The sequence below is a fragment of the Mesorhizobium sp. WSM4313 genome, assembly GCF_002294725.1.
Taxonomy (GTDB): domain Bacteria; phylum Pseudomonadota; class Alphaproteobacteria; order Rhizobiales; family Rhizobiaceae; genus Mesorhizobium.
On the sequence record NZ_NSFT01000002.1, the window covers coordinates 589,862 to 602,920 of the forward strand.

The window sequence follows — 13,059 nt, forward strand, 5'->3', positions numbered from 1 at the left end:
GCTTAAGGCTACACGCCGCCGCTGTAAACCGCCAAGCGATCCAGCGATTTTGTTCCTCCGTTGGCAGAGACAAGCGGTCAAATCTTGCCCGATGAGATCGCGGCAATCTCGCGCAGGTGCTCGCGTACCGGGGCCCAGCGCGTCAGCCCCGAGGTCCCGGCGAACGGCCATTCGGAGAAAGGCGGATCGTTGCTTCCCATGCGCTGCTTAAGCGCCGAGAGATAGGCCATCAGTTCCAGCCGTTGCGCCCGCACCCTTTCCAGCGTGCGGCCACGAATCTCCTCGCGCGGGATGGCGCGGTCGCGAAGTCGCTCGACCGCGCGGCGGATTGCGGCCGGCTCCGGCTCGGCGATAACGCAGTAGTCCGGATCGAAATAGACGTCGCGGCCGCCGATGCTCGGCGTCGAGACGATCGGCAGGCCGGCCAGCAGATACTCCATGCTGGAATACATCGCCCCTTCCACCGCCGACAGGCAGAGCCCGACCGCGGCCCGGTTGTAGACGCGGTTGACCTCGTAAGGCGGCATCCGCCCGGGCAGGCCGTCAACGAGGGGATTGGCGATGCTGTGAAGCGGCGATTGCGCCTGCAGCCGGCGGATGAAGGCGCGGTCGCCGGCCGGCGGCAATTCGCCGATCGAGGACGTCACATGGACCAGTCTTTCGATCTCGAAGGCGAGGTGGTGCCGCTTGGTGTGCGAGATGCGGCCATTGTAGACGGCATCGTACTCGACCGGCACGTCCGGCAGCGGCCGGAAGACGTCTTCCGAAATCATCAGATTGTGATTGGAGAAGATCGCTGTGCCGCCAACGCCTGCAATCAGACGGCGCTCTTCTTCTGTGTTGCAGAGGAAGATCAGGTCATGGTGGGGGCAGACCGCGGCGAACCACGCGAGATCCTTGCGTATCTGCTCGACGACGGTGGGCCTCTCCAGCGTCCAGTTCGGCATCAGAAGGAAGGTAGCGCGCGCTGGCACCATGCGCCGGCAGAGGGCAGCGAGTGCGTAAAGCGGGCGCCGGCCGCCGACAGGTATGTAGAGGATCAACGGATCGCGACTGAAGATATGGACGGGTATGTCGATGCCGCCGTCGAGGCCGGAGAGCGGCCCGCGCGTCGGCAGGATGAAGGGAAACCGTGTCCGCACCCACGCCTTGACTTTGGTTCTGGTGCGGTTGGCGCGGTTGGTGGCAAGAAGCCGCACCCGCCTGAGCGGCGAGCCGACCGGGCCGACCATCTCCTCGAACGTCTCGTGTCCGTCCTTCTTCATCGCCCCGCTATCTTCTCCTGATCCCGAACGATCCATATGTCGGCCGGCTGCATGAGGCAACACGCCCTACGCGTCCGTCCTGCCGATGGTGGCAACGGCCCACTCGTCCCCCGTTTTTGCAACCGCCGGCATTAAACCGCCCGCTCACATCTGCTAGCGTGCCGGGATGGATATGCGTACCCCGGAAGAACACAACGCCACGGCGGCACCGGCACCGTTTGTCACGGCCGGCGTCACGCCGATGATGGAGCAATTCATCGAGATCAAGGCGGCGAACCCGGATTCGCTGCTGTTCTACCGCATGGGCGATTTCTACGAGCTGTTCTTCGACGACGCGGAGAAGGCGAGTCAGGCGCTCGGCATCGTCTTGACCAAGCGGGGCAAGCACCAGGGCAATGACATACCGATGTGCGGCGTGCCGGTGCATGCGGCGGACGACTATCTGCAGAAGCTGATCGCGCAAGGCTTTCGCGTTGCCGTGTGCGAGCAGATCGAGGACCCGGCCGAAGCCAAGAAACGCGGCTCCAAATCGGTGGTGCGCCGCGACGTGGTGCGGCTGGTCACGCCAGGCACCATCACCGAGGACAAGCTGCTCGCGCCCTCGGAATCGAGCTTCCTGATGGCGCTTGGCCGCGTGAAGGGAGGCGCGACCAGCCAAGCCGGCTTCGCGCTGGCCTGGATCGACATTTCGACAGGCGCCTTCCGCGTTGCGGAGACGAACGTCGAGCGGCTGCTTGCCGACATCTTCCGCGTCGACCCGCGCGAGCTGATCGTCGCCGAGCCGGTTTTCCATGATCCGGAGCTCAGGCCCGTGTTCGACGTGCTGGGCCGCGTCGCCAATCCGCAGCCGCCGTCTCTGTTCGATTCGGCCTCAGCCACCGGACGCATCGCGCGCTTCTTCGAGGTCGCGACGCCGGACAGTTTCGGCACATTCTCGCGCGCCGAGCTGTCGGCGATCTCGGGCGCCATCGCTTACGTCGAAAAAACGCAGAAAGCGGAGCGGCCGCCGCTGTCGCGGCCCGAGCGCGAGGAGCAGGGCTCGACGCTGTTCATCGATCCGGCGACGCGCGCCAACCTGGAACTGCTGCGCACGCTGTCCGGCAGCCGCGACGGCTCGCTGTTCAAGGCGATCGACCGCACGGTGACGGGGGGCGGTGCGCGACTGCTCGCTGACCGGCTGATGGCGCCGCTGACCGATCCAACGGCAATCGGGGCCAGGCTGGATTCGGTGTCGTTCTTCCGTTCCGAGATGCGGCTCTGTCAGGGCCTGCGGGCGAGCCTCAAAAGCGTCGCCGACATGCCGAGGGCATTGTCCAGGCTGGCGCTCAACCGCGGCGGACCGCGCGACCTGGGCGCGCTGCGCGCCGGCTTCGAGGCGGCCGGCGCGATCGCCGAATTGTTCGCGGCGGCCGATCTGCCCGCCGAGCTCGCCGCGGCATTGGCCGCGATCAAGGCCTTGCCCGAGGCGCTTGCCCGCCACCTCAGCGAAGCGCTCGACGACGAGCTGCCGCTGATCAAGCGCGACGGCGGCTTCGTGCGGTCGAGCTACAATGCCGAGCTCGACGAGATGCGGGCGCTGCGCGACGAATCGCGAAAGGTGATCGCCGGGCTGGAGCGCTCGCTGATCGAGGAAACCGGCATCCGCTCGCTGAAGATCCGGCACAATAATGTGCTCGGCTATTATATCGAGGTCACCGCCAACCACCACTCGATCATGACCGGTAGCGACGCCGCCAAGGCGCGTTTCATCCATCGCCAGACCATGGCCAACGCCATGCGCTTCACCACGACCGAGCTGGCGGAGCTGGAGTCGAAGATCGCCAACGCCGCCGACCGGGCGCTGAGCATCGAGTTCGCCGCTTTCGACCGGCTGACGGCGGAAGTGGTGGGCGAGGCCGAACGGATCCGCGCCGGCGCCGACGCGCTTGCGGCTCTGGATGTTTCGTCGGCGCTGGCATTGCTTTCCGAAAGCGAGGGCTGGTGCCGACCGCTGGTGGATTCGAGCCTCGCCTTCGAAATTGCCGGCGGGCGCCACCCGGTGGTCGAACAGGCGCTCAGGCGTTCCGGCGAAGGCCCGTTCGTCGCCAATGATTGCGACCTGTCGCCTCAGGGCGGCGCCAAGGCCGGCGCGATCTGGCTGCTCACAGGCCCGAATATGGGCGGCAAATCGACGTTCCTCAGGCAGAACGCGCTGATAGCCATCCTTGCCCAGACCGGTTCCTTCGTGCCGGCGCAAAGCGCCCATATCGGCGTGGTCGACAGGCTGTTCTCGCGCGTCGGCGCCTCGGACGACCTGGCGCGCGGCTGCTCGACCTTCATGGTCGAGATGGTCGAGACGGCGGCGATCCTCAACCAGGCCGGCGAGCGGGCGCTGGTCATCCTCGACGAGATCGGCCGCGGCACGGCAACTTTCGACGGCCTGTCGATCGCCTGGGCGGCGGTCGAATATCTGCATGAGAAGAACCGCTGCCGGGCGATTTTTGCCACGCATTTCCATGAGATGACGGCGCTGGCGGGCAAGCTCCCCCGGCTTCACAACGTCACCATGCGGGTGAAGGAATGGGAAGGCGACGTCGTCTTTCTGCACGAGGTCGGCAAGGGCGCGGCCGACCGCTCCTACGGCGTACAGGTGGCGCGGCTCGCCGGCCTGCCGGAAGCCGTCGTCGCCCGCGCCAAGGAAGTGCTGCACCAGCTCGAAGAGGGCGAAGTCTCGGGCAAGACCAATCGGCTGGTCGACGATCTGCCGCTGTTTTCGGTGGCGGTGAAACGCGAAGCGCCGAAACCCGCCAAAAGCGATGCGCTGGGCGAAGCGCTCGGCGCGATCAATCCGGACGAGATGACGCCGCGCGAGGCGCTGGAGGCGCTCTACCGGCTGAAGGGGCTGGCAACGAAGCAGTAGAACCAGGCGTGGCCTTGACTGATTGTACCGGTCGGTACAATGTCGGTTATCGACGATTGGAACCGACAGGAGATTTCATGAGCCGTCCGCCATTGCCGCCCTTCACGGCCGAGACAGCGGCGCAAAAGGCGCGCCTCGCCGAGGATGCCTGGAACAGCCGCGACCCGGAACGGGTCTCGCTCGCCTATACCGAGGACAGCAGATGGCGCAACCGGGCCGAGTTCATCTCGGGTCGCGGCGAGATCGTCGATTTCCTCAAGCGCAAATGGGCGCGCGAGTTGGATTATCGCCTGATCAAGGAGGTCTGGACCTGGAATGAAAACCGCATCGCGGTGCGCTTCGCCTATGAATGGCGCGACGACAGCGGCCACTGGTTCCGCTCCTACGGCAACGAGAACTGGGAATTCGACGAGGCCGGGTTGATGCGCCGGCGCGTGGCGAGCATCAACGACCTGCCGATCACGGAGCGCGAGCGGATATACCACTGGCCGCTCGGCCGCCGGCCGGACGACCATCCCGGCCTTTCGGAACTCGGGCTTTAGAGCATGACCCAAAAAATTGTGTAGCGGTTTTTGGAAAAGATCATGCTCGAACAAGAACACTAAACATGCGGCGCATCGCTCCGGACCGCGACCAGTTGCTGGCGATCGTGGCCGAGGTTTTCCGCGAGCACGGCTATGAGGGCGCCAGCCTGGCCTTGATCGGCGAGGCGGCGGGGCTCGGCAAGGGAAGCCTCTATCACTTCTTTCCCGGCGGCAAGGAAGAGATGGCGAGAGCCGTCATTGCCCATATCGACGGCTGGTTCGAGGACAATGTCTTTGCGCCGCTGTGCGACGGCGCCGATCCGTCGGCCGAGATCGAGCAGATGCTCGCAGCGACGGACAGCTACTTCCGCTCGGGGCGCCGGGTCTGTCTCATCGGCGCCTTCGCGCTGGAGGCATCCCGCGATCTCTTCGCCAGCCAGATCAGGAACTATTTCGGCCGTTGGGTCGCGCACCTCGCCGATGCGCTGGCGCGAGTTGGGCATGGGAAAACCGAAGCCGTCGAACTGGCGGAGGAAACCGTCGCCGCCATCCAGGGCGCGCTCACCCTTGCCCGTGCCGCTGACGATGCCGGGGTATTCTCCCGTACGCTGCGCCGGCTGCGCACGCGGCTCGGGCTGACGGCCAAGACCTAGCCCCAGTTCCTACAGAGGTTCGAAGCGGTAGCCTGTCTCGGTTCGGGAAATCCGGCCGACGCCCGGTGAATCGAGATGCGCTCCTGCAACGCACCAGGCATTGTCGGCGGCAAGGGCCAATATGTGCAGCCGGGTTATCCGCGCCTGCTCCTGATGGGCGTCGAATTCCCATGTGATGTCCGGCCGATCGAACTGAAGCGACGGCACGTGCACAAGGTCGCCCCAGGCCAGCAATGTTTCGCCGTGGCTCGCAACACGAAAGCAGGTATGGCCGATTTCATGACCCGGCGCGGCGATCGCCTCGATGTTCGCACTCAAGTGCTGTCCCGGATCCAGAGGCTGCGCTCGATCATGGAAGCGGCTCAACCTCGCTTCCGACCGGAACATGTCGAGCTCGGCTCGAGGGACAAGCAAGCGGGAGAGCTGCGGGAAACCGTTCCCGCCATCCGGAAGGATGAGCCCTTGGATATGGTCGAGGTGGGTGTGGGTGAAGGCGACAGTGTGTATCCGATCGACGGCGATGTTCGCCTCGCTCAGCGCCTGCGGCAGAAAGCCCATCGTCGGGTGCCAGGCGTTCGAGGATCCGGTATCGATCAGCGTGATGTCTTCGCCGTCGTCGATGGCAAAGGCATTGACCGACAATCGGAGCGCGCCGTCGAAGAGCGGCACCTGCGGCGGCAGATCGCCGAAAGGCTTGTCTCCCGGCTGGCGCAGTCGCCGGACGGGCATGTCGACATAACCGTCGCGCAAGGAGGTGACCGTCAAGTCGCCGATTTTATAGGTCGCGTAATGAGGTCCGGCTGAAATTCGTTCCAATGCCTGCTCTCCGCCCGATCGAGGTTTTTCGGCTAGATCATCTCCAGGCCGCGCTTGCGCGTCGGCGGCGGGAAAGCGCGATCGAGCTCGGCAAGGTCTTCCGCCGTCAAAGCGATGTCGAGCGCGGCGGCGTTCTGGCGGACATGCTCCTGGCGGCCGGCCTTCGGGATTGCGATGACGCCGTCCTGCATCATTATCCAGGCAAGCGCGATCTGCGCCGCCGTGGCGTTGTGTCGGGCGGCGACCGCCTCGAGCCGCGCATTGCGGGCCAGCGCGCCCTGCTCCACCGGCGAATAGGCCATCAGCGGTATGCGGCGCTGCCGGCTCCACGGCGCAAGGTCAAATTCGAGCCCGCGCCGCGACAGGTTGTAAAGCACCTGGTTAGTCTGGACATTGCCGCCGGACGGCAGACCGACTAGATTCTCCATCTCGTCCGTGTCGAAATTGCTGACGCCCCAGTGGCGGATCTTGCCCTCCGTTTTTAGCGCCTCGAACGCCTGCACGGTTTCGGAAAGCGGCACACTGCCCGGCCAATGCAGCAGATAGAGATCGATGCGGTCGGTGGCGAGGCGCTTCAGGCTGCTCTCGCAGGCCCGTTTCACGCCGGCGCGCGAGGCGTTGGAGGGCAGCACTTTGGAGACCAGGAAGGTCTCGTCGCGGCGCCCGGCGATGGCTTGCGCCACCACCTCCTCGGCGCCGCCATCGGCATACATTTCGGCCGTGTCGATCAGCGTCATGCCGAGGTCCAGCCCAAGCTTCAGCGCCGCGACCTCATCGGCGTGGCGCCGTCGATCCTCACCCATCTTCCAGGTGCCTTGGCCCAGCACCGGGACGGTTTCGCCCGACGGCAGCTTCAAGGTTCTGATCAACGAGGGCATGGCGTTCTCCGCGTAAGGCTGGATCGCAGCACAGCCACAGTTGGAAATCCAGACCGACGCCGGCTGGCCGCCCGGATTTCCCGCAGTGACTATTTCGCCGGATGCTTGGCGAGCCAGTCCTGCATCTGCTTGATCTCGGCTTCCTGTGCCGTGACGACGCCTTCAGCGAGCTTGCGTATCTCCGGGTCCTTGCCGTTGGTGATCACCACCTTGGCCATGTCGATGGCGCCCTGATGATGCGGGATCATGCTGCGGACGAAATCGACATCGGCATTGCCGGTGTATTTGATCGTCATGTCCTTATGCATCTTCTTCATCGCCTTCTCGTAGCCGACGGTGGCCGGGCTCTGGGCGCCCATCGCCATCTTGGACATGTCGTGCTTCATCTCCTCCGAAGAGGCCGGCACGCTTTCGAGGAACACGGCGAGCAGCATTCCGGCCGCCATCAAAAGCAGCACGATTTTCTTGGCCAGGGTCATTCAAGTCTCCTTCTGTTGGATTGCGTATCTGGGGGTCTTGCTCAGAGTTTCAACGTTCTCAGCCGCAGCGCGTTGCCGATCACGGAGACCGATGACAGGCTCATCGCCGCCGCCGCCAGCATCGGCGACAGCAGCGTGCCGGTAAGCGGATAAAGCACGCCGGCCGCGACCGGCACGCCGAGCACGTTGTAGAGGAAGGCAAAGAACAGGTTCTGGCGGATGTTGCGGATCGTCGCCTGGGCCAGCGTGCGTGCCCTGACGATGCCGTTGAGGTCGCCTTTGACCAGCGTGATGCCGGCGCTTTCGACCGCGACATCGGCGCCGGTGCCCATGGCGATGCCGACATCGGCGCCGGCCAGCGCCGGCGCGTCGTTGACACCGTCGCCGGCCATGGCGACGCCGGCGCCCTTGGCACGCAGTTCCTCGACCAGCGCGCCCTTCTCATCCGGCAGCAACCCGGCGCGGACCTCGTCGATGCCGAGCCTGCCGGCAATCGCTCGTGCCGTGCGCTCGTTGTCGCCTGTCGCCATGATGATGCGCAACCCCTTGTCGTGCAGCGCCCTTATCGCCTCGGCTGTAGTCGCTTTCACGGGATCGGCGACGGCGACGATACCGGCGAAACTGCCCTCGACAGCCACGAACATGGCCGTCTTGCCTTCGGCCTGCAGCGCCTCGGTATTGGCAGCCGACGTTGCGACGCCGAGGTCCGCCATCATCGCCGCATTGCCGAGCGCGACCTTCCTGCCCGAAACCGTGCCCGAAACGCCCTTGCCGGTAATGGCTTCGAAATCGACCGCGTCGGCCAGCTTCAGGCCGCGCGCGGCAGCGCCCTCGACGATCGCCTCGGCCAGCGGATGCTCGGAGCCCTTTTCCAGCGCGGCCGCGAGGCCGAGCAGCTCGTTCTCGCCGATGCCCGCGGCCGGAACGACATCGGTAAGCCGCGGCTTGCCCTCGGTCAGCGTACCGGTCTTATCGACGATCAGCGTGTCGACCGAGGCGAAACGTTCCAATGCCGCCGCTTCCTTGATCAGCACGCCGGCATGCGCGCCGCGCCCGGTCGCGGTCATGATCGACATCGGCGTCGCAAGACCGAGCGCGCAGGGACAGGCGATGATCAGCACCGACACCGCCGAGACGATGGCGAAGATCAGGCTCGGTTCGGGGCCGACGAGCGCCCAGGCGATGAAGGCCAGGACCGCCACCAGCACGACGGCCGGGACGAAATAGAAGGACACGCGGTCGGCGAGACCCTGGATCGGCGCCCGCGAGCGCTGCGCCTTGGCGACCAGCTCGACAATGCGCGACAGTGTGGTCTCGGCGCCGACCTTCTCGGCGCGCATGACCAGCGAGCCGTTCTTGTTCAGCGTGCCGCCGGTGAGCATGTCGCCTTCCGTCTTCTCGACCGGCAGCGGTTCGCCGGTGATCATCGATTCATCGATCGCCGACCGACCCTCGAGCACGATGCCGTCGACCGGCACGGCATCGCCGGGACGGATGCGCAAGCGGTCGCCCGACTTGACGCTGTCGAGCGGTACGTCCTTCTCGGAGCCGTCGGCGCCGATCAGCCGCGCTGTCTTCGGGGCAAGGTCGAGCAGGGCGCGGATGGCCGAGCCGGTGCGCTCGCGGGCCTTGAGTTCCAGCACCTGGCCGAGAAAGACCAGCGCGACGATGACGGCGGCGGCCTCGAAATAGACCGGGACGGCGCCGTCATGACCGCGGAACTGATGCGGAAAGAGGCCCGGGAACAGGGCGGCGATCACGCTGTAGAGGTAGGCGGCACCGACGCCCAGCGAGATCAGCGTCCACATATTCGGGCTACGGTTGAGGATCGATTCCCAGCCGCGATGGAAGAACGGAAACGCCGCCCACAGAACCACCGGGCTCGCCAGCGCCAGTTCCACCCAGGTCTTCGTGCGGCCGTCGATGAGGGTTTCGAAGCTGAAGCCCAGCATCGGCGCCATGGCAATGATCAGGAGCGGCACGGAGAGCACCGCGCTGACCCAGAAGCGGCGGGTGAAATCGACGAGCTCGGGATTCGGGCCTTCCTCGCCTGTCGGCACGCCCATCGGTTCCAGCGCCATGCCGCAGATCGGACAGGAGCCGGGCTTGTCGCGGATGATCTCGGGATGCATCGGGCAGGTGTATTGCGTGCCCTTGGGCATCGGCTGCGGCTCGGGCCGGCCAGCGAGGTATTTTGCCGGCTCCGCCTCGAATTTGCCCTTGCAACCGGCGGAGCAGAAATAGAAGCCCTGCCCTTCATGGCGAACGAAGTGCTTCGCGCTCGCGCGGTCGACGCTCATGCCGCAGACGGGATCGGTGGCCGTCAAATAGCCCTCGGGCTCGGCCTGGAATTTCGTGCGGCAGCGCTCGCTGCAGAAATGAAAGGTGCGGCCGCCATGCTCGGCCGTCGGCTTGCCGGCCGCCGGATCGACCGTCATGCCGCAGACAGGGTCGCGAAGCACCGCTTCGGTGTCGGGCGCGACATTCTTCGCAGAGCAGCAGCCGCCGCCATGCGCATGATGGTGGGGGTGGTCGGAATGGGTCATCAGCAATACCTCGGAATTCTCGAATTGAGGCGGAGGTAGTCCTTCCAGTAACTGGAAGGTCAAGAGCCGGTTTCGACTTTTGCGAAAATCGGCCGGGCGATTGCGGATTACGCTTCTGCGCGATGGCAATCGCGGCCGCCTGCCCCATACACAGCGCCGCGAAAACAGGCTATAGACGCCGCCGAATGGCAAAGATCTCCCTGAAACTCGACGAAATCATCGATGGCGATGCGTTGCGCCGCGACTTGACCGCGTTGACGGCGGTGAGCGCCGGCGACGGTTCAGGACCGGCTGCCCGCACGGCCGTCCTCCAACTGCTCAAGGCCAGGATGGCCGAAGGGCGAAAGATCGCCGAGACCATGCTCAAGCAGGACGGCGGCGGCAATGCCTGCGCCGAGCGGCTGTCGCATCTGATGGATGAACTGATCCGGGCGCTCTATGATTTCGCCGCCACCCATGTCTATCGGGTCAAGAACCGGTCCGCGGCCGAGCGCATGGCGGTCGTTGCCGTCGGCGGCTACGGCCGCGGCACGCTGGCGCCGGGTTCCGACATCGACCTGCTTTTCCTGCTGCCCTACAAGCAGACCCCATGGGGCGAGCAGATCGTCGAATACATGCTCTATATGCTGTGGGACATGGGGCTGAAGGTCGGCCACGCCACCCGCAACATCGACGAGTGCCTCAGGCTGTCGCGCGGCGACATCACCATCCGCACGTCGATCCTCGAGGCGCGCTTCCTGTGGGGCGAACAGAAGCTCTATGAAGAACTGCTCACCCGCTTCGACCATGAAGTGGTGCGCACGACCGGGCCGGAATATGTGCAGGCCAAGCTCGCCGAGCGCGACGAGCGCCACGCCAAGGCCGGCGAAAGCCGCTATCTGGTCGAGCCCAATGTCAAGGACGGCAAGGGCGGCCTGCGCGACCTGCAGACGCTGTTTTGGATCGGCAAATATTTCTACCGCGTGCGCACCGGCGAGGAACTGGTCGAGAAGGGCGTCTTCACCGAGGCCGAATATCGCGAATTCCAGAAGGCCGAGGATTTTCTCTGGGCGGTGCGCTGCCACATGCATTTCCTCACCGGCAAGGCGGAAGAGCGGCTGCATTTCGACATCCAGCGCGAGATCGCCGAGCGGCTGGGCTATACGACGCATCCCGGCCTGTCGGCGGTCGAGCGCTTCATGAAGCACTATTTCCTCGTCGCCAAGGACGTCGGCGACCTCACCCGCATCTTCTGTGCGGCGCTCGAGGAAGAGCAGGCCAAGCATGTGCCGGGCTTCAACCGCATCTTCCTCACCTTCCAGCGGCGCAAGCGCAAGCTTGCCGGCACCTCCGACTTCATCGTCGACAATCACCGCATCAACATCGCCGACGACAGCGTGTTCGAGCGCGACCCGGTCAACCTGCTGAGGCTGTTCTGGTTCGCCGACAAGCACGGATTGGAATTCCACCCCGATGCGCTGAAGCTGCTCACCCGCTCGCTCGGGCTCGTCAACAAGTCGCTCCGGCGCGACGAGGAGGCCAACCGGCTGTTCCTCGACATCCTGACATCGGACCGCAATGCCGAGCTCAATCTCAGGCGCATGAACGAGGCGGGGCTGCTCGGCAGACTGATCCCGGACTTCGGCAAGATCGTCGCCATGATGCAGTTCTCGATGTACCACCACTATACGGTGGACGAGCATCTGATCCGCTGCATCGGCGTGCTGGCCGAGATCGAGCGCGGCGACGGCGCGAAGGTGCATCCGCTGTCGCACACGCTGATGCCTGGCCTGAGAAAGAGCCGTGAGGCGCTCTATGTCGCGGTGCTGCTGCACGACATCGCCAAGGGCCGGCCCGAAGACCATTCGGAAGCCGGCGCCAGGATCGCGCGGCGCATCTGCCCGCATATGGGGCTGTCGGCCGCCGACACCGAGACCGTCGCCTGGCTTGTCGAGAACCATCTTGTGATGTCGATGACAGCGCAGACGCGCGACCTCAACGACCGCAAGACGATCGAGGATTTTGCTTCGATCGTGCAATCGGCCGAGCGGCTGAAGCTGCTTTTGATCCTCACCGTCTGCGATATCAGGGGCGTCGGGCCGGGCGTGTGGAACGGCTGGAAGGGGCAGTTGCTGCGCACGCTCTATTATGAGACCGAACTGCTCCTGACGGGCGGCTTTTCGGAAGTCTCGCGCGCCGAGCGCACGGCCGCGGCGCGCGAGCGGCTGGCCGAGGCACTGTCTGCCTGGCCGGCGAAGGAGCGCAAGCGCTATGTCGCGCAGCACTACGAGAATTACCTTCTGGCGGTTGACCTTGCCGACCAGCTTCGCCATGCCGAATTCATCCGCGAGGCGGATGCGGCCGGCAAGAAGCTTGCCACCATGGTCAAGACGCATGAGTTCGAGGCGGTGACGGAGATCACCGTGCTGGCGCCGGACCATCCGCGCCTGCTTTCGATCATTGCCGGAGCTTGCGCCGCGGCCGGCGGCAACATCGTCGACGCGCAGATCTTCACCACCTCGGACGGCCGCGCGCTGGATTCCATACTGATCTCCAGGGAGTTCGACCGCGACGAGGACGAGCGCCGCCGCGCCGAGCGCGTCGGCCGGCTGATCGAGGACGTGCTTTCGGGCAAGAGCTGGCTGCCCGAGATGATCGAGAAGCGCACCAAGCCGAAGCGCGGCGCCAAGGCGTTCCGGATTCCGCCGCGCGCCGAAATCCGCAACACGCTGTCGAACCGTTTTTCGGTGATCGAGGTCGAGGGGCTGGACCGGCCGGGCTTGCTGTCCGAGATCACCGGGACGCTCTCCGACCTTTCGCTCGACATCGCCTCGGCGCATATCACGACGTTCGGCGAGAAGGTCATCGACACGTTCTACGTCACCGACCTGACCGGGCAGAAGATCGACAGCCCGACGCGCACCGCCACCATCCACAAGCGGCTGATCGATACGCTTGAAGGCAATTCGTCCGAACGTAACGGCAAGGCCAAGGCGGCGGCCGAGTGACATCCATTTGAC

The 13,059-nt window shown here is 65.2% G+C and carries 9 protein-coding genes; 4 read left to right on the forward strand and 5 right to left on the reverse strand.

The window, feature by feature from the left end; genetic code table 11:
* Nucleotides 1-77: 77 nt before the first annotated feature.
* Complete coding sequence (locus CK219_RS07525) at nt 78-1,265, reverse strand: glycosyltransferase (protein ID WP_095766101.1); 1,188 nt, start codon at nt 1,263-1,265, stop codon at nt 78-80.
* Between the two features lie 166 nt (nt 1,266-1,431).
* Between CK219_RS07525 and mutS the strand changes: the two genes are divergently transcribed.
* From mutS to CK219_RS07540, 3 genes are all read left to right on the forward strand, one after another.
* Nucleotides 1,432-4,164 carry a DNA mismatch repair protein MutS gene (gene mutS, locus CK219_RS07530; protein ID WP_095766102.1) on the forward strand — a complete coding sequence of 911 codons (2,733 nt, stop codon included), beginning with the start codon at nt 1,432-1,434 and terminating at the stop codon, nt 4,162-4,164.
* 77 nt (nt 4,165-4,241) lie between these two features.
* The gene (locus CK219_RS07535) at nt 4,242-4,706 is read left to right on the forward strand and encodes a nuclear transport factor 2 family protein (RefSeq protein WP_095766103.1); all 465 of its coding nucleotides are present in this window, start codon (nt 4,242-4,244) and stop codon (nt 4,704-4,706) included.
* Nucleotides 4,707-4,771: 65 nt separating this feature from the next.
* On the forward strand, nt 4,772-5,341 hold the full coding sequence (locus CK219_RS07540; protein WP_095766104.1) for a TetR/AcrR family transcriptional regulator: 570 nt from the start codon (nt 4,772-4,774) through the stop codon (nt 5,339-5,341).
* 9 nt (nt 5,342-5,350) lie between these two features.
* On the opposite strand, the gene CK219_RS07545 is transcribed toward CK219_RS07540, so the two are convergent.
* From CK219_RS07545 to CK219_RS07560, 4 genes are all read right to left on the reverse strand, one after another.
* Nucleotides 5,351-6,010 (reverse strand): MBL fold metallo-hydrolase, encoded by a 660-nt coding sequence (locus CK219_RS07545; RefSeq protein WP_245340413.1) that lies wholly within the window; start codon nt 6,008-6,010, stop codon nt 5,351-5,353.
* A 179-nt stretch (nt 6,011-6,189) separates the two neighbouring features.
* The gene (locus tag CK219_RS07550) at nt 6,190-7,035 is read right to left on the reverse strand and encodes an aldo/keto reductase (RefSeq protein WP_095766106.1); all 846 of its coding nucleotides are present in this window, start codon (nt 7,033-7,035) and stop codon (nt 6,190-6,192) included.
* Nucleotides 7,036-7,124: 89 nt separating this feature from the next.
* Nucleotides 7,125-7,514: a DUF305 domain-containing protein gene (locus CK219_RS07555; protein WP_095766107.1), complete on the reverse strand. Its 390-nt coding sequence runs from the start codon at nt 7,512-7,514 to the stop codon at nt 7,125-7,127.
* A 41-nt stretch (nt 7,515-7,555) separates the two neighbouring features.
* Entirely contained in the window at nt 7,556-10,060 is a 2,505-nt protein-coding gene (locus tag CK219_RS07560; protein WP_095766108.1) for a heavy metal translocating P-type ATPase, read from the reverse strand.
* Nucleotides 10,061-10,245: 185 nt separating this feature from the next.
* On the opposite strand from CK219_RS07560, the gene CK219_RS07565 reads away from it, so the two are divergent.
* Nucleotides 10,246-13,047, forward strand: coding sequence for a [protein-PII] uridylyltransferase (locus tag CK219_RS07565; RefSeq protein ID WP_095766215.1), 2,802 nt, complete (start codon nt 10,246-10,248; stop codon nt 13,045-13,047).
* Nucleotides 13,048-13,059: the final 12 nt, after the last annotated feature.

Coding starts and splice junctions, on each gene's coding strand:
- CK219_RS07525 (WP_095766101.1), bottom strand. CDS start 1,265: ATGAAGAAGGACGGACACGAGACGTTCGAGGAGATGGTCGGCCCGGTC.
- mutS (WP_095766102.1), top strand. CDS start 1,432: ATGGATATGCGTACCCCGGAAGAACACAACGCCACGGCGGCACCGGCA.
- CK219_RS07535 (WP_095766103.1), top strand. CDS start 4,242: ATGAGCCGTCCGCCATTGCCGCCCTTCACGGCCGAGACAGCGGCGCAA.
- CK219_RS07540 (WP_095766104.1), top strand. CDS start 4,772: ATGCGGCGCATCGCTCCGGACCGCGACCAGTTGCTGGCGATCGTGGCC.
- CK219_RS07550 (WP_095766106.1), bottom strand. CDS start 7,035: ATGCCCTCGTTGATCAGAACCTTGAAGCTGCCGTCGGGCGAAACCGTC.
- CK219_RS07555 (WP_095766107.1), bottom strand. CDS start 7,514: ATGACCCTGGCCAAGAAAATCGTGCTGCTTTTGATGGCGGCCGGAATG.
- CK219_RS07560 (WP_095766108.1), bottom strand. CDS start 10,060: ATGACCCATTCCGACCACCCCCACCATCATGCGCATGGCGGCGGCTGC.
- CK219_RS07565 (WP_095766215.1), top strand. CDS start 10,246: ATGGCAAAGATCTCCCTGAAACTCGACGAAATCATCGATGGCGATGCG.